Here is a 14,364-nt window from a genome sequence, read left to right as displayed (position 1 = left end):
ACGCATCGCCCATGCTGCGCTGGATCGCCCTGGTCCTGCTCGTGATCCTGATCGGCCTGCAGCTCAAGCTGTGGACCGGCAGCGGCGGCATGCGCGAGGTACACACCCTGCGCGCCGCGGTGGCCAGGCAGAACGCCGACAACGACCGGCTGCGCCAGCGCAACCAGGCCCTGGCCGCCGACGTCAGCGACCTCAAGCATGGCGAACAGGCGGTGGAAGCGCGCGCGCGTGCGGAGCTGGGCCTGATCAAGCCCGGCGAGACGTTCTACCAGGTGGTCGAACAACCCGCCGGTGCGGCCAGCGCACCGCCGGCCGGCGACGGCGGGCACTGACGTGGCGCCGTTGTGGTGCGTGGTACCGGCCGCCGGGCGCGGCACCCGGGTCGGCGGCGACTGTCCCAAGCAATACCTGCCGCTGGCCGGGCGGGCCTTGATCCTGCACACCCTGGAGCGGCTGGCGGCGCACCCGCGCATCGCCGGCCTGCTGGTCGCTCTGGCGGCTGACGACGCGCGCTGGCCGGGCCTGGAATCACTGCACGGCAAGCCCGTGCTGACCACGCTCGGCGGCGGCGAGCGGGCCGATTCGGTGCTCGCCGGCCTGCGCGCGCTGCCGGCCGGCGTGGGGACGGACGATTTCGTGCTGGTCCACGACGCGGCGCGCCCCTGCGTACGCGTGGCCGACGTCGACCGCCTCATCGAGGTGGCATCGGCGGCGGATGGCGGCCTGCTCGGCGCGCCGCTGCGCGATACCCTGAAGCGCGCCGACGACCGCGGCCGCAGTCGCGTCACCGAGCCGCGCGAGCAGCGCTGGCGCGCCTTCACGCCGCAGATGTTCCGTCGCGGGCAGCTTGTAGCGGCACTCGAGGCGGCCTGCCGCGAGGGCATCGTGGTCAGCGACGAGGCGATGGCGATGGAGCGGGCCGGGCACGCGCCGTTGCTGGTCGAGGGCGCGGAGGACAACATCAAGGTGACCACGGCGGCGGATTTCGCGCTCGCCGAGTTCCTGCTAGCGAGGACCCAGTGATGCGCATAGGCCAGGGCTTCGATGTGCACGCGTTCGGCGAGGGCGACGTCGTCGTGCTGGGCGGCGTGCGCATCCCGCACCATCGCGGCGTGGTCGCGCACTCCGACGGGGACGTCGTGATCCATGCGCTGTGCGACGCGATCTTCGGCGCCCTGGCTCTGGGCGACATCGGCCGGCACTTTCCGCCATCGGACGGACGCTGGCGCGGGGCCGACAGCCGGCAGTTCCTGCGCCACGCCGCGCTGCTGATGGCGCAGCACGGCCATGCGCTCGGCAACGCGGACGTCACCGTGATCGGCGAGTCGCCCAGGGTCGGCCCGCACGCCGAGGCGATGCGCGCGAACCTGGCCGCGGACCTCGGCTGCGACATCGGCCGTGTCAGCATCAAGGCCACCACCACCGAGCGGCTCGGCTTCACCGGTCGCGGCGAGGGCATCGCGGCGCAGGCCTGCGTGCTGCTGGAGCGCGCGTGAGCGAGGCCGAGACCCGCGGCGCCAGCCACCGGCTGCACGAACAGCTGGAGGCGATCACCGAACTGCTCGCCCGGCTGGCCGAGGCGCCGGCACCGCTGGAGCAGGCCGAGCTGCAGCAGCTGCTCGATGCGCTGCACCCGGCGGACATCGCTTTCGTGCTCGAGGCCTTGCCGCTGGACCAGCGCCTGGCCGTCTGGCAACGGGTCAAGGCCGAGCGCGACGGCGAGATCCTGCTGGAGGTGTCCGACGCGGTCCGCGAATCGCTGATCGCGGACATGGACCAGGGCGAGATCCTCGCGGCGGTCGAGCCGCTGGATGCGGACGAGCTGGCCGACCTGGTCGAAGACCTGCCGACCGAGGTGCTGCCCGAGCTGATGGCCAGCCTCGATGCGCAGCAGCGCGAGCGGGTGCAGTCGGCGCTGTCCTGGGAGGACGACCAGGTCGGTGCGCTGATGGACTTCGAGATGGTCACGATCCGCGAGGACGTGAGCCTGGAAACCGTGCTGCGCTACCTGCGCCGCTTCGACGAGCTGCCCGCGCAGACCGACAAGCTGTTCGTGATCAACCAGGACAACGTGCTCACCGGCGTGCTGCCGCTGCACTGGCTGCTGCTCAATCCGCCGGAGAAGATGGTGAGCGAGGTGATGGCGCCGGACGTCAACACCTTCCATCCGGCCGACGACGCCTACGAGGTGGCGCAGGCGTTCGAGCGCTACGACCTGGTGACCGCGCCGGTGGTGGACGATGCCGGCCGGCTGATCGGCCGCATCACGGTCGACGCCATGGTCGACGTGATCCGCGAGGAGAGCGAAAGCGAAGCGCTCAGCCGCGTCGGCCTGCGCGAGGAGGAGGACATCTTCGCCCCGGTCTGGGCGTCCTTGCGCAACCGCTGGTCGTGGCTGGCGATCAACCTGGTCACTGCCTTCGTCGCCTCGCGCGTGATCGGCCTGTTCGAGGGGTCGATCCAGCGGCTGGTCGCGCTGGCCACGCTGATGCCCATCGTGGCGGGCATCGGCGGCAACTCCGGCAACCAGACCATCACCATGATCGTGCGCGCGCTGGCGTTGAACCAGATCACGCCCGACAGCGCCAGGCGGCTGTGGCGCAAGGAACTTGCCGTGTCGCTGTTCAACGGGCTGATCTGGGGCGGGGTGATCGGGATCGTCGCCTGGATGCTCTACGGCAATGTGGCGCTGGGCCTGGTGATGACCGCCGCGATGACGCTCAACCTGCTGCTGGCCGCCTTCGCCGGGGTGGGCATTCCGATGCTGATGATGAAGTTCGGACGCGACCCGGCGCTCGGTTCCAGCGTCATGATTACCGCCATGACCGACAGCGGCGGCTTCTTCATCTTCCTCGGCCTGGCCACGCTGTTCCTGATGTAGGTCTGTCAATGCACGAACTTCCCCATGCCCATGGCGGGCCCCCGCTGACCGCCCGCCTGCGCGCGGTTCCCGAGGACTTCCAGGTCGAGGAGATCCTCGGTTACGAGGCCGACGGCCACGGCGAGCACGCCTTGCTGTGGGTGGAGAAGCGCGGCGCCACTACCGACTGGGTGGCGCGCGAGCTGGCGCGTTTCGCCGGCGTGCCGCCGGTCGCCGTCGGTTACGCCGGACTGAAGGACCGCCACGCGGTCACGCGGCAGGCTTTCACCGTGCAGCTGGCCGGCAAGCCGGACCCGGACTGGTCGGTCTTCCCGCACCCGGAGGTGAAGGTGCTGGCCGCCACCCGGCACGGCCGCAAGCTCAAGCGCGGCGCGCTGCGCGGCAACCGGTTCGTGCTGGTGCTGCGCGAGGCGGCCGGCGATCGCGCGGCGGCGGAGCGCGTGCTCGAGGCGACCCGCGCGCGCGGCGTACCCAACTACTTCGGGGAGCAGCGTTTCGGCCGCGAAGGCGGCAACCTGGCCCAGGCTCGGGCGATGTTCGCCGGTCGCAGGGTGGACCGCGACACGCGCGGCTTCCTGCTTTCGGCGGCACGCTCGCACCTGTTCAACGGCGTGCTGGCCGCCCGGGTGGAACGGGGCGCGTGGGACACGCCGCTGGACGGCGAGGTCTGGTCGCTGGCCGGCTCGCGCTCGTGGTTCGGCCCCGAGCCGTTCGGCGCCACGCTCGCCGAACGGCTCGCGCAAGGCGACATCCATCCGTCCGGTCCGCTGTGGGGCGAGGGCGAGCCGCCGACGACCGGCGCGGCGGGCGCGCTCGAGCGCGAGGTCGCCACCCGCGACGGCGATCTCGCCCAAGGCCTGGCAGCCGCCCGCCTGGAGCAGGAACGCCGCCCCCTGCGCCTGCTGCCACGGCACCTGCGCTGGCGCTGGCTTGCCGACGACGCGCTGGAGCTGAACTTCGAGCTGCCCGCCGGCGCCTATGCCACGGTCGTGGTTCGGGAGCTGGCGCAGACACCCGCGGAGCGTGGCGACCGCCCACCGCGCTGAAGCGAGCTACTTCGGGGCCGGAGCGAGTCGCTGCACCACCTTGCCGTGCTCGTCCAGGAACAGCAGGCTGGGATCGCCCTCGGCGGGCACCTGGAACAGGAGGCGCTTGCGTCCGGCGCCGTCCATCAGAGCCAGTGTGGCGGCGCCATCGTCGCCGCGTCCCAGCCAGATGCGCCGGTGCCCGGGCGCGTTTTCCGGGCTGTCCGACACCACCAGTCCGGCCATGCGGTCCTCGTGGTCGTCGACGCCCAGCAACTGGACGACCTGGTTGGCGTCGTAGCGGTCGAACGAGAGGCTGCCGCCGGAGTCCACGACCTCGCCGCGGGCATCGCGGTGGCCGCCGAAGATCAGGCCGCCGTTCTCCGAGCCTTCGTCGTTGTAGAACAGCATGCCGGCCTGAGGCCGGTCGAAAGCCTGCTCCTTGCCGCGCACGATGATGCCGGGCAGGCGCGCGTGGTCCGAGATGACCATGCGCAAGGTACCGTCCGGCTCGACCACGTCGATACGCTGGACCCGCAGCGTGTCGAGGCTGCCGCTGCGGGTGGCGAAGCCGCACAGCACGGTGACCGCGAACACGGCAGTGAGGACCCCTGCGTAGATGGCAAGGAAGCGTTGGCCGAGTGGACGCATGATTTTCCCCTTGGGTTGATGGGTGGAGCGTGCGATCAGGCGTGCCGCAGCAGCACGACCACGGCGCCGGTGCCGCCCTGGGCGGGGCGTGCCGAGGCGAACGCCACCACGTCGTCGCGCCGGCGAAGCAGGCGGTCGGTGAGCACCTTGAGCACGGGGCCGGCGGCCTTCGAGCGCAGGCCCTTGCCGTGCACGATGCGCACGCAGCGCAGGCCGTGCTGGCGGGCTTCGGCAAGGAAACTGCCGATGCTGGCCTGCGCGGCGGCCGCGTTCATGTGGTGCAGGTCCAGCTCGTCCTGGATGCTGAACTGCCCGCGCTTGAGCTGGCGCAGCAGGCGCGGCGGGTAGCCGTCGCGCAGGTAGCTCAGCTCCTCGCCGATTTCCATGAGTGCCGGGTCGAACGCCAGCTCCAGCAGCTCGCCCGGCACGGCGGCCTCGTCCGCCTCGAGCATGTGCGCGCGGGGTGCCGGGCGCGGCGCGGGAGGCGGCGGCACGTCGGCGCGGAGCTCGCGCACCGGGCCGATGGCGTCGCGGAACAGGCGGATGTCGTCCTCGTCGGGCTGGACGGGCGGGCGGCGCTTCATGGGGGACATGCTAACAAGTGCGCCTGCGGGCGCCAGAGTTCCCGCCGGACGGTGCGGCGCGCGCGGTTTCGCGGTCGTTGCGGCTGAAACGCTTCGTCCGGTCCGGTAGACTCGCCTGGATCGGAGCGCGGCCTCGGGGGCGTGCTCGCGTACCTCTTCGACGGAACACCATGCGAGTCCTGGTAAGCAACGACGACGGCGTGGATGCCCCCGGCATCCGCGTATTGGCCGAATGCCTCGGCGCGGTGGGGCAGGTGACGGTGGTGGCGCCCGACCGCGACCGCTCCGGCGCCAGCAATTCACTCACCCTGGATGCGCCCATCCGCGCCACGAAGATGAGCGACGGCTGGTACCGGGTAGCCGGCACCCCGACCGACTGCGTGCACCTGGCACTGGCGGGCCTGCTCGACGACGAGCCCGACATCGTGGTTTCCGGAATCAACAACTCGTCCAACCTCGGCGACGACGTGATCTATTCCGGTACGGTGTCGGCCGCGATGGAGGGGCGCTTCCTCGGCCTGCCGGCCATCGCCGTGTCGCTGGCCAGCAGCGACCACAAGGGAGAGCACTACGGCTCGGCGGCGCAGGCCGTGCTGCTGCTGATGAAACGGTTGCTGGTCGACCCGCTGCCGGCCGATACCATCCTCAACGTCAACGTGCCCGACCGGCCCTGGCACGAGATCAAGGGCTTCGAGGTCACCCGCCTGGGCAAGCGCCACCGTTCCGCGCCGTGCATCGCGCAGACCGACCCGCGCGGCCGCCCGATCTGGTGGATCGGCCCGGCCGGCGGCGCCGAGGACGACGGCCCGGGTACCGACTTCGACGCGGTGCGTCGCGGCTACGTGTCGGTGACCCCGATCCACGTGGATCTCACCCGCTACCAGGCGCTGGAGAAGATCAGCGGCTGGATGCAGGCAATGACCGACGCGATGGACGAGAAGGCCGCCTGATGAACATCCATCCGCTGCCGCCGTCGGCCTTCAAGGGCGAGGGGATGACCTCGCAGCGGGCGCGCGACCGCCTGGCCGCCGGCCTCAAGGAGAGCGGCATCCGCGACCCGCGCGTGATCGAGGTGATCCGCAACACGCCGCGCCATCATTTCATCGACCAGGCGCTGCACTCGCGCGCCTACGAGAACACCGCGCTGCCGATCGGCCACGGGCAGACCATCTCGCAGCCGTGGGTGGTCGCGCGCATGACCGAGGCGCTGCTGGAACACTTCGGCGGAGGCGCGCCGCAGAGGGTGCTGGAGATCGGCACCGGCTCGGGCTACCAGGCCGTGGTGCTGGCGGCGCTGGTCGGGCAGGTGTTCACCGTCGAGCGCATCGAGGAACTGCTGCGCCAGGCGCGGCGGCGCTTCCGCCAGCTCGGCCTGACCAACGTGCGTTCGCGCCACGACGACGGCAAGCTCGGCTGGCCGGACGAGGCGCCGTTCGACGCCATCATCCTCACCGCGGCGGGCGACGCGGTGCCCAGCCAGGTCCTGGAGCAGCTCGCGCCGGATGGCGTGCTGGTGGCGCCGGTCGGCTCGCCCAGCAGCCAGACGCTGCTGCGCATCCGCGGCGACGGGCAGGGCGGCTTCGTCCAGGAAGAACTCGGCGCGGTGAGCTTCGTGCCGCTGCTCGGTGGCATCGGCTGATGCCACCCTCCCAGCGAGAAGGAACCCCCTGATGCGTCTGTTCGGCACGCTCTACGCGCGCGCGCTCACCTGGGCACGCGATCCGCGGGCGGTGTACTACCTGTGTGGCCTGAGCTTCGTCGAGGCCTTCATCTTCCCGATCATGCCCGAGGTGATGCTCGCCCCGATGATGCTGGGCAAGCGGCACCGGGCGTTCTTCTTCGCCAACGTCAGCCTGCTGTTCTCGCTGCTCGGCTCGCTGGTCGGCTATGCGCTGGGCCACTGGGCGTTCCAGGCGCTGCAGCCGCTGCTCGCCTCGCTGCACCTGCTCGCGCCGATCGAGCAGGGCGTGGCCAGCCTGCGCGCGCAGATGAACCAGCACTGGCTGGGCCTGCTGCTGGTGCTGGCGCTGGCTGCGTTGCAGCCGGTGGTGCCGATGAAGTTCGTCACCTGGGCGTCGGGCATCGTCGGCGTGCCGGTGGTCCCGTTCCTGGTCTGCATGGCGGTGGGGCGCGGCAAGCGGGTATGGCTGCTGGCGCTGCTCATCCGGCTGTTCGGCGAGCGGGCGGAGCGGTTGCTGCACCGGCACATCGAGCGGATCGGCTGGGCCGCGGTGGTGATCCTGGCCCTGCTGGTGGCGTGGTGGATCTGGCTGCGGTGAGCGCGGATACGCGGGGGCGCGCATTCGTGAAATCCGCGTGTGGGCTGGGTATGCTGGGCGGCATGAACGGAAGGATGCGTCTCCCGGCGGCATGCATGGCCGCGCTGCTTCTTGCCGCCTGCGGACCGACGCGCCGCACGGTGGTGGTCCAGCCGAGCAACCGCTCCTACCCGGCCCAGGCGCACGCGTCCGCGCCGGACGCGCGCGGAACCTACCGCGTGGTGCGCGGCGACACCCTGTACTCGATCGCGTTCCGGCATGGTCTGGATTTCCGTGCGCTGGCCGCGTGGAACCGCATCGCGCCGCCTTACACGATCTGGCCCGGCCAGCAGCTGCGCCTAACGCCGCCGGCGCACGGCGCCGTCGCTGCGGGCCCCCGGCCTGTGCACCGCGTGCCCGCGGCGCCGGTGTTCAAGCCGGTGCCGGCGCCCTCGGACGCGGCGCCCGCGCCCTCCGCCACGGTGCCGGTCGCCGGCGCGAGCGTGCCGGCGCCGCCCGCGCCCCCGGCCGCGTCTCCGGCGGCGGTGCCGCGCGGGGCCACGCGCTCGGCCGGCGGGGTGGAATGGCGCTGGCCGGCCGACGGCACCCTGATCAAGCGCTTCCAGAGTGGCGACGCGATTCCCGGCATCGAACTGGCCGGCAAGGCCGGCGATCCGGTGCGCGCGGCGGCGGACGGCGTGGTGGTCTACAGCGGCAACGGCCTGGTGGGCTACGGCGAGCTCATCATCATCAAGCACAACGACGACTTCCTGTCCGCCTACGGCCACAATCGCAAGCGCCTGGTGAAGGAAGGCCAGCGGGTCAGCGCCGGGCAGCTGATCGCCGAGATGGGGTCCACCGGCGCATCGCGCGACGAGCTGCAGTTCCAGATCCGCCGCGACGGCAATCCGGTCGATCCGCTGGATTACCTGCCGCGGCGCTGAGGTATGCACGGCCGCCGTGACCGCGGCGTACGGGGCAGGATGGCGTCAACCGGCCGGAGGAAGGATGAAGGCGGCGACCACCCGGCGCCCCTCGCCGGCCAGCAGGTCGTAGGTGCGCGCGGCGGCGGCGTTGTCCATCACCTCGATGCCGATCCCGCGGCGCAGGAAGCCGGCCAGGAACGCCGCCGCGGGAAACTGCTGGCGCGCGCCGGTGCCCAGCAGCACCACTTCCGGCTGCAGCGCGCGGACCGCTTCACCGGCATCCTCGTCGAGCGCGGCGACGTCGGCGACCGGCCAGTCCTCGACCATCCGGTCCGGAGCCAGCACGAAGCTCGAGGCGATCTCGCGGTCGACCACCGTGATCGACCGCTCGCCCACGCGGCGGACGAACAGGTAGCCCTCGGGGCGGTCGAGCGAGAGGTCCATCAGCGCGGCAGGGCGAGCTTGGGCTCGTCCTCGTTGCGGCGGAACAGGGTGACGGTGTGGCCGATCTGCTGCACGCTCTCGGCGCCGGTACCCTCGCTGAGATAGGTGATCTGCGCCTCGCGCTGTTCCCTGTCGCCGCCGGACAGCTTCACCTTCACCAGCTCGTGGCGGTCGAGCGCCAGGTCCAGTTCCTTCACCACCGCCGGCGTGGCGCCCTTGGCGCCGAGCAGGATCACCGGGTGCAGGTCGTGGGCGAGACTGCGCAGGTAGCGGCGCTGGGACGGGGAGAGGGGCATGCGCAAGGAGTCCGGATTCGCGGTAGGGCGGGCGCAAAGGGTATCATGCAGGCCGTTCCTCCCCGACGCCGTGGCCCGCATGTCCCGCAGCAAGAGCAGTTCCCGCTGGCTACGGGAACACTTCGATGACGTCTACGTGAAGAAGGCCCAGGCCGAGGGCTTGCGCTCGCGGGCGGTCTTCAAGCTGGAGGAGCTGATCGAGCGCGACCGCCTGCTCAAGCCGGGCATGCGCGTGGTGGACCTGGGCGCGGCGCCCGGCGGCTGGTCGCAGCTGGTCCGCCAGCGGCTGGGCGACAGCGGCACCGTGATCGCGCTGGACATCCTGCCGATGCAGGGCATCGCCGGCGTCGATTTCATCCAGGGCGACTTTCGCGAGGAGGCCGTGCTGCGGGAGCTGGAAGCCCGCCTGGACGGACAGAGCGTCGATCTTGTGCTCTCCGACATGGCCCCCAATATGAGTGGTGTGGCCCTGGCCGACCAGATCCGTGCCATGGACCTGGCCGAACTGGCCCTGGATTTCTCCCGGCAGTGGCTCCGGCCGGGGGGCGCGTTCCTGATCAAGCTGTTCCAGGGGGCCGGGTTCGACGACTATCTACGCAACTTGCGCGCGCAGTTTGCGCGCGTAACCATGCGTAAACCCAAGGCCTCGCGCGCGCGTTCGCGTGAGGTGTATGCGCTTGCCACGGGGCGGAAACCCGGCGGCAGGCAAACGGACGAGAACCGCGCATGAACGAAATGGCGAAAAACCTGTTGCTCTGGCTGATCATCGCGGTGGTGCTGCTGACCGTCTTCCAGAGCTTCAATCCGCACAGCGGCTCCTCCTCCGACCTGCCGTACTCGAGCTTCGTGCAGAGCGTGGAGAGCGGCAACGTGGCCAGCGCCACGATCAGTGCCGACAACCCGGCCACCATCACCGGCAAGCTGAAGGACGGCAGTTCCTTCCGCACCGTCGCGCCCGTGCTCGGCTTTTCCACCAACGGGGTGGTCAAGCAGATGCAGGACAAGAACGTGGTGGTGACCCAGGAGCCGTCCAACAACGGCTTCTCGCTGCTGGGCCTGCTGGTCAACTGGCTGCCGATCATCCTGATCGTGGGCGTGTTCATCTGGTTCATGCGCCAGATGCAGGCCGGCGCGGGCGGGCGCGGGGCGATGAGCTTCGGCCGCTCGCGCGCCAAGCTGCAGGGCGAGGATCAGGTCAAGGTCAATTTCAGCGACGTCGCCGGTTGCGACGAGGCGAAGGAGGAAGTCGGCGAGCTGGTCGAGTTCCTGCGCGACCCGGGCAAGTTCCAGAAGCTCGGCGGCAAGATCCCGCGCGGCGTGTTGATGGTGGGCCCGCCGGGTACCGGCAAGACGCTGCTGGCCAAGGCCATCGCCGGCGAAGCCAAGGTGCCGTTCTTCTCGATCTCCGGCTCGGACTTCGTGGAGATGTTCGTGGGCGTCGGCGCCAGCCGCGTGCGCGACATGTTCGAGCAGGCCAAGAAGCACGCGCCCTGCATCATCTTCATCGACGAGATCGACGCGGTCGGCCGCCATCGCGGCGCCGGCCTGGGCGGCGGTCACGACGAGCGCGAGCAGACCCTCAACCAGTTGCTGGTCGAGATGGACGGCTTCGAGGGCACCGAGGGCATTATCGTCATCGCCGCCACCAACCGGCCCGACGTGCTGGACCCGGCGCTGCTGCGCCCCGGCCGTTTCGACCGCCAGGTGGTGGTGGGCCTGCCGGATGTGAAGGGCCGGGAGCAGATCCTCAAGGTGCACCTGCGCAAGGTGCCCACCGCCAGCGATGTCGATCCGATGGTGATCGCGCGCGGCACGCCCGGCTTCTCCGGCGCGGACCTCGCCAACCTGGTCAACGAGGCGGCGCTGTTCGCCGCGCGCGAGAACGCGCGCGAGGTGCGCATGAGCCACATGGACAAGGCGCGCGACAAGATCCTGATGGGCACCGAGCGCCGCTCGATGGCGATGAGCGAGGAGGAGAAGAAGCTCACCGCCTACCACGAGGCCGGCCACGCCATCGTCGGCCGCCTGGTGCCGGAGCACGACCCGGTCTACAAGGTCACCATCATCCCGCGCGGTCGCGCGCTGGGCGTGACCATGTATCTGCCGGAGGCCGACAAGTACTCGATCAACCGTGTGGCCATCCAGTCGCAGCTGTGCTCGCTGTACGGCGGGCGCGTGGCCGAGGAGCTCATTTTCGGCGCCGACAAGGTGACCACGGGCGCGTCCAACGACATCGAGCGCGCGACCAAGATGGCGCGCAACATGGTCACCAAGTGGGGCCTGTCCGACGAGCTGGGACCGGTCACCTACGGCGAGGACGAGGACGAGGTCTTCCTGGGCCGCTCGGTGACGCAGCACAAGAACGTCTCCAACGAGACGGCACGCCGCATCGACGAGGTGGTGCGCGAGATCCTCGACCGCGCCTACGCGCGCAGCAAGCAGTTGCTGACGGAGAACATCGACAAGCTGCACGTCATGGCGGAGGCGCTGCTGCAGTACGAGACGATCGATGCGCGCCAGATCGACGACATCATGGCCGGGCGCAAGCCCGGCGAGCCGGCCGACTGGTCCAAGCCGTCCGGCGGATCGATGCCGCCGAACCTGCCGCCGCGAGGCGACGCGGGGTCGCCCAAGCTGGGCGATCCGGCCACGCAGAGCCGCATGCCGGGCCGCTGAGCGTGCTGCGCGGAGCCGGTGCGCCGAGCGCGCGTCGGCTTCCCTTCGTTTGGACGTCCAAACGGGCTTTGCCGCGTCGCGCGTGGGGCGTGCGGCTCCGGTGCCCGCAGCGGACAGGCGAAAAAATTTTGAAAAAGGTGTTGACGCAATCGCGCCGGATCGGAATAATTCCGCTTCTTGCTTCGGCAAGCCACCGTCTCGGCGGCGGCACCAGGGCAAACCAGTTTCACCGCGCGCCCGTAGCTCAGTTGGATAGAGTACCAGGCTACGAACTTGGTGGTCGGGAGTTCGAATCTCTCCGGGCGCGCCACTTATCCACGCAAGCCATGATGTTCGCAGCATGACTTGTCCGCGGCGTCTCGGCGCTGGCGGGGCCGGAAAGGACGTCCGGTGCGCTGATATGGATTGACGAGGTGAGGCGTCGCCCGTAGCATTCGAGGGCTTCGGTACGCGAAAAGCGTTCGACGGGTTTGCTACGGGGTATAGCTCAGTCTGGTAGAGCGCCAGCTTTGGGAGCTGGATGTCGGGGGTTCGAATCCCTCTGCCCCGACCAGCAGGCGTTATGCTTCTAGACATGCGCCTGTAGCTCAACCGGATAGAGCATCGGCCTTCTAAGCCGACGGTTGCAGGTTCGATTCCTGTCGGGCGCGCCAGCTTCCTTTGGATCAATGGTGGGCGTAGCTCAGTTGGTTAGAGTACCGGATTGTGATTCCGGTTGTCGTGGGTTCGAATCCCATCGCCCACCCCATTAAAATCGAGAAACGGGCCGTTAGCTCAGCTGGTAGAGCAGTTGACTCTTAATCAATTGGTCGTAGGTTCGAATCCTACACGGCCCACCAATAAAGGACAGGCGCTTGGGAGACCGGGCGCCTGTTTTCTTTTGCCCCTCCTTCTTCGTCGCCGGAGCGACGGGAAGGGCGGGCCCGTCGAGGCGTTCTCGATGGCTCCAGACGCGTCGGCCTCTCGCGCCAACCCTTCTCCCTTTGGGGGAGAAGAGGCGAGGGTCGCCCTGGCGGCCGGCTTCGTCGTTCAAGGACCGGCGTGCTTGTGCTGGCCGGCCACGCAACCGTAAAATGCCTTGCTTTGGCGCAAGGGAATCATCGACTTAGCAGGGGCGGGGCGCCTGGGCCGAATTCCGTTCGGAATCCGCCGCTTCCGCCCGTGCAGGCGATGCGAAAGTGGCGGAACTGGTAGACGCACCAGATTTAGGTTCTGGCGGGTAATCCCCGTGAGGGTTCGAGTCCCTCCTTTCGCACCAATCCCTTCGGTTTATTGCAAGGCCGGCCGCACGCCGGCCCATCACAGAGTCACCAGGAGTCGTCATGCAGTTTTCGGTTGAGAACGTCGGCAAGCTCGAGCGCAAGCTCACGGTGCGATTCCCGGCGGAGCGGTTCGAGTCGCAGGTCAGCGCGCGTATCGCCGAGATGGGCCGCACGGTCCGCCTGAAGGGCTTCCGCCCGGGCAAGGTCCCGGCCGCCGTGATCCAGCAGCGCTTCGGTTCGCAGGTGCGCGGCGAGGTCCTGTCCGACCTGATCGGCAGCACCCTGCGCGAGGCCTTCGAGAAGGAGAATCTGCGTCCGGTCGCCAACCCCTCGATCGACACCACCGGCAAGCCGGAGAATGGCGAGATCGCCTACACCGCGACGTTCGAGGTGATGCCGGAGTTCCCCGAGATCGACGTCGCCGCGCTGGAGATCACCCGCCCGGTCTCCGAGGTCACCGACGCCGACATCGAGAAGATGATCGAGACGCTGCGCCAGCAGCGCCGCAGCTTCGACCCGGTCGAGCGCGCCTCGGCCGAGGGCGACTTCGTGATGTTCGAGTACGCCGCCACCACCGGCGACTACCGGTTCCCGGCCGAAGGCCGGGAGCGCGCCGGCAGCGTGCTCGGCTCGGGCGCGCTGTTCAAGGCGCTGGACGAGGCGCTCACCGGCCGCAAGGCGGGCGACGCGTTCGACAGCGAGATCGCCTTCCCGGAGGACTTCGGCAACCCGCAGCTGGCCGGCAAGACCGCCCAGGTCAGCTTAACCATCGTCAAGGTGCAGGAGCCGAAGCTGCCCGAGGTGAACGAGGAGTTCGCCAAGCTGTTCGGCATCGCCGACGGCAACCTGGACACCTTCCGCAAGGAAGTGCGCGCCAACCTCGAGCGCGAGCTCAAGGCCACCCTGATGGCCCGCCTGAAGGCCGAGGTGGCCGAGAAGCTGGCCGACGCGCACGCCGACCTGGACGTGCCGAACCTGATGGTGCAGGCCGAGGCGCGCAACCTGGCGGCCGGCAGCGTGCCGCGTGGCCAGCAGCCGCCGCCGCAGCTGATCGAGGCGGCCGTGCCGATGGCACGCAAGCGCGTGATCGCCGGCCTGCTGATGGGCGAGATCGCGCGCAAGCAGGAAATCAGGATCGACCGCAAGCGCGTGGCCGAGCAGCTGGCCGCGATCGCCTCCACCTACGAGGAGCCGGAGAAGGTCGTTGAACTCTACAACAACGACCCCCAATTGATGTCTGGGCTGCAGAACCGCGTGATGGAAGACCAGGTCGCCGAGTGGGTGGCCGAGCACGCCAAGACCACCGAGCAGAGGCTGGGCTTCGACGAGGTGATGCGCCCGGCCGGCGCCTGAGCGACACT

16 protein-coding genes and 6 tRNA genes are annotated in these 14,364 nt (G+C 69.7%); 18 read left to right on the top strand and 4 right to left on the bottom strand.

Annotation, left to right across the window (positions count from 1 at the left end; genetic code table 11):
* The first annotated feature begins 11 nt into the window (after positions 1 to 11).
* Genes ftsB through truD form a run of 5 tightly spaced genes read left to right on the top strand, consistent with a single transcriptional unit; the run spans position 12 to position 3,927 of the window.
* A complete protein-coding gene (gene ftsB, locus WAT24_RS15455; RefSeq protein ID WP_336808794.1) occupies positions 12 to 332 on the top strand; it encodes a cell division protein FtsB in 321 nt (106 codons plus the stop codon).
* Position 333: 1 nt separating this feature from the next.
* Entirely contained in the window at positions 334 to 1,023 is a 690-nt protein-coding gene (ispD, locus tag WAT24_RS15450; RefSeq protein ID WP_336808793.1) for a 2-C-methyl-D-erythritol 4-phosphate cytidylyltransferase, read from the top strand.
* Entirely contained in the window at positions 1,023 to 1,496 is a 474-nt protein-coding gene (ispF, locus tag WAT24_RS15445) for a 2-C-methyl-D-erythritol 2,4-cyclodiphosphate synthase (protein WP_336808792.1), read from the top strand. The genes ispD and ispF overlap by 1 nt, the downstream gene beginning before the upstream one ends.
* Entirely contained in the window at positions 1,493 to 2,881 is a 1,389-nt protein-coding gene (gene mgtE / locus WAT24_RS15440; RefSeq protein WP_336808791.1) for a magnesium transporter, read from the top strand. The genes ispF and mgtE overlap by 4 nt, the downstream gene beginning before the upstream one ends.
* 8 nt (positions 2,882 to 2,889) lie before the next feature.
* Positions 2,890 to 3,927, top strand: coding sequence for a tRNA pseudouridine(13) synthase TruD (gene truD / locus WAT24_RS15435; protein WP_336808790.1), 1,038 nt, complete (start codon positions 2,890 to 2,892; stop codon positions 3,925 to 3,927).
* 6 nt (positions 3,928 to 3,933) lie between these two features.
* On the opposite strand, the gene WAT24_RS15430 is transcribed toward truD, so the two are convergent.
* Together WAT24_RS15430 and WAT24_RS15425 are read right to left on the bottom strand one after the other, a co-directional pair.
* Entirely contained in the window at positions 3,934 to 4,557 is a 624-nt protein-coding gene (locus WAT24_RS15430) for a hypothetical protein (RefSeq protein ID WP_336808789.1), read from the bottom strand.
* Positions 4,558 to 4,592: 35 nt separating this feature from the next.
* Positions 4,593 to 5,141: a Smr/MutS family protein gene (locus tag WAT24_RS15425; protein ID WP_336808788.1), complete on the bottom strand. Its 549-nt coding sequence runs from the start codon at positions 5,139 to 5,141 to the stop codon at positions 4,593 to 4,595.
* Between the two features lie 170 nt (positions 5,142 to 5,311).
* On the opposite strand from WAT24_RS15425, the gene surE reads away from it, so the two are divergent.
* From surE to WAT24_RS15405, 4 genes are read left to right on the top strand one after another with little or no spacing between them, the layout of a single operon-like run.
* Positions 5,312 to 6,091, top strand: coding sequence for a 5'/3'-nucleotidase SurE (surE, locus tag WAT24_RS15420; protein WP_336808787.1), 780 nt, complete (start codon positions 5,312 to 5,314; stop codon positions 6,089 to 6,091).
* Entirely contained in the window at positions 6,091 to 6,780 is a 690-nt protein-coding gene (locus WAT24_RS15415; protein WP_336808786.1) for a protein-L-isoaspartate(D-aspartate) O-methyltransferase, read from the top strand. The genes surE and WAT24_RS15415 overlap by 1 nt, the downstream gene beginning before the upstream one ends.
* A 31-nt stretch (positions 6,781 to 6,811) precedes the next feature.
* Positions 6,812 to 7,420 carry a YqaA family protein gene (locus WAT24_RS15410; protein WP_336808785.1) on the top strand — a complete coding sequence of 203 codons (609 nt, stop codon included), beginning with the start codon at positions 6,812 to 6,814 and terminating at the stop codon, positions 7,418 to 7,420.
* Between the two features lie 50 nt (positions 7,421 to 7,470).
* Positions 7,471 to 8,343 (top strand): peptidoglycan DD-metalloendopeptidase family protein, encoded by an 873-nt coding sequence (locus tag WAT24_RS15405; RefSeq protein ID WP_425605313.1) that lies wholly within the window; start codon positions 7,471 to 7,473, stop codon positions 8,341 to 8,343.
* Positions 8,344 to 8,388: 45 nt separating this feature from the next.
* On the opposite strand, the gene WAT24_RS15400 is transcribed toward WAT24_RS15405, so the two are convergent.
* Together WAT24_RS15400 and yhbY are read right to left on the bottom strand one after the other, a co-directional pair.
* Positions 8,389 to 8,769 (bottom strand): Mth938-like domain-containing protein, encoded by a 381-nt coding sequence (locus tag WAT24_RS15400; protein WP_336808783.1) that lies wholly within the window; start codon positions 8,767 to 8,769, stop codon positions 8,389 to 8,391.
* Positions 8,769 to 9,065 carry a ribosome assembly RNA-binding protein YhbY gene (gene yhbY, locus WAT24_RS15395; RefSeq protein WP_336808782.1) on the bottom strand — a complete coding sequence of 99 codons (297 nt, stop codon included), beginning with the start codon at positions 9,063 to 9,065 and terminating at the stop codon, positions 8,769 to 8,771. Before yhbY ends, WAT24_RS15400 begins: the two co-directional genes overlap by 1 nt.
* A gap of 79 nt (positions 9,066 to 9,144) precedes the next feature.
* On the opposite strand from yhbY, the gene rlmE reads away from it, so the two are divergent.
* The 9 genes from rlmE to tig all read left to right on the top strand — a co-directional run bounded on the left by rlmE (position 9,145) and on the right by tig (position 14,356).
* Positions 9,145 to 9,795, top strand: coding sequence for a 23S rRNA (uridine(2552)-2'-O)-methyltransferase RlmE (gene rlmE, locus WAT24_RS15390; RefSeq protein ID WP_336808825.1), 651 nt, complete (start codon positions 9,145 to 9,147; stop codon positions 9,793 to 9,795).
* The gene (ftsH, locus tag WAT24_RS15385; RefSeq protein WP_336808781.1) at positions 9,792 to 11,741 is read left to right on the top strand and encodes an ATP-dependent zinc metalloprotease FtsH; all 1,950 of its coding nucleotides are present in this window, start codon (positions 9,792 to 9,794) and stop codon (positions 11,739 to 11,741) included. Before rlmE ends, ftsH begins: the two co-directional genes overlap by 4 nt.
* Positions 11,742 to 11,974: 233 nt before the next feature.
* Positions 11,975 to 12,051: transfer RNA gene (locus WAT24_RS15380), tRNA-Arg, on the top strand.
* 166 nt (positions 12,052 to 12,217) lie between these two features.
* A tRNA-Pro gene (locus WAT24_RS15375) sits at positions 12,218 to 12,294 on the top strand.
* A 23-nt stretch (positions 12,295 to 12,317) separates the two neighbouring features.
* Positions 12,318 to 12,394 (top strand) — tRNA-Arg (locus WAT24_RS15370).
* Positions 12,395 to 12,412: 18 nt separating this feature from the next.
* Positions 12,413 to 12,489: transfer RNA gene (locus WAT24_RS15365), tRNA-His, on the top strand.
* A gap of 15 nt (positions 12,490 to 12,504) precedes the next feature.
* Positions 12,505 to 12,580 (top strand) — tRNA-Lys (locus WAT24_RS15360).
* A gap of 333 nt (positions 12,581 to 12,913) precedes the next feature.
* Positions 12,914 to 12,999, top strand: a tRNA-Leu gene (locus WAT24_RS15355).
* A gap of 64 nt (positions 13,000 to 13,063) precedes the next feature.
* Entirely contained in the window at positions 13,064 to 14,356 is a 1,293-nt protein-coding gene (gene tig / locus WAT24_RS15350; protein ID WP_336808780.1) for a trigger factor, read from the top strand.
* The last annotated feature ends 8 nt before the right edge of the window (positions 14,357 to 14,364 follow it).

This window comes from Fulvimonas yonginensis (assembly GCF_037137055.1).
Taxonomy (GTDB): Bacteria; Pseudomonadota; Gammaproteobacteria; order Xanthomonadales; family Rhodanobacteraceae; genus Frateuria_A; species Frateuria_A yonginensis.
Note: the sequence above shows the minus strand (reverse complement) of the source record. Positions and strands in the feature narration are given on the sequence as shown.

Excerpts from the sequence above, each read along its gene's own strand:
- WAT24_RS15400 (WP_336808783.1), bottom strand. The coding sequence starts at position 8,769 with ATGGACCTCTCGCTCGACCGCCCCGAGGGCTACCTGTTCGTCCGCCGC.
- WAT24_RS15415 (WP_336808786.1), top strand. The coding sequence starts at position 6,091 with ATGAACATCCATCCGCTGCCGCCGTCGGCCTTCAAGGGCGAGGGGATG.
- ftsB (WP_336808794.1), top strand. The coding sequence starts at position 12 with ATGCTGCGCTGGATCGCCCTGGTCCTGCTCGTGATCCTGATCGGCCTG.
- tig (WP_336808780.1), top strand. The coding sequence starts at position 13,064 with ATGCAGTTTTCGGTTGAGAACGTCGGCAAGCTCGAGCGCAAGCTCACG.
- rlmE (WP_336808825.1), top strand. The coding sequence starts at position 9,145 with ATGTCCCGCAGCAAGAGCAGTTCCCGCTGGCTACGGGAACACTTCGAT.
- yhbY (WP_336808782.1), bottom strand. The coding sequence starts at position 9,065 with ATGCCCCTCTCCCCGTCCCAGCGCCGCTACCTGCGCAGTCTCGCCCAC.
- surE (WP_336808787.1), top strand. The coding sequence starts at position 5,312 with ATGCGAGTCCTGGTAAGCAACGACGACGGCGTGGATGCCCCCGGCATC.
- WAT24_RS15430 (WP_336808789.1), bottom strand. The coding sequence starts at position 4,557 with ATGCGTCCACTCGGCCAACGCTTCCTTGCCATCTACGCAGGGGTCCTC.
- ftsH (WP_336808781.1), top strand. The coding sequence starts at position 9,792 with ATGAACGAAATGGCGAAAAACCTGTTGCTCTGGCTGATCATCGCGGTG.
- WAT24_RS15410 (WP_336808785.1), top strand. The coding sequence starts at position 6,812 with ATGCGTCTGTTCGGCACGCTCTACGCGCGCGCGCTCACCTGGGCACGC.
- WAT24_RS15425 (WP_336808788.1), bottom strand. The coding sequence starts at position 5,141 with ATGAAGCGCCGCCCGCCCGTCCAGCCCGACGAGGACGACATCCGCCTG.
- WAT24_RS15405 (WP_425605313.1), top strand. The coding sequence starts at position 7,471 with ATGCTGGGCGGCATGAACGGAAGGATGCGTCTCCCGGCGGCATGCATG.
- ispF (WP_336808792.1), top strand. The coding sequence starts at position 1,023 with ATGCGCATAGGCCAGGGCTTCGATGTGCACGCGTTCGGCGAGGGCGAC.
- truD (WP_336808790.1), top strand. The coding sequence starts at position 2,890 with ATGCACGAACTTCCCCATGCCCATGGCGGGCCCCCGCTGACCGCCCGC.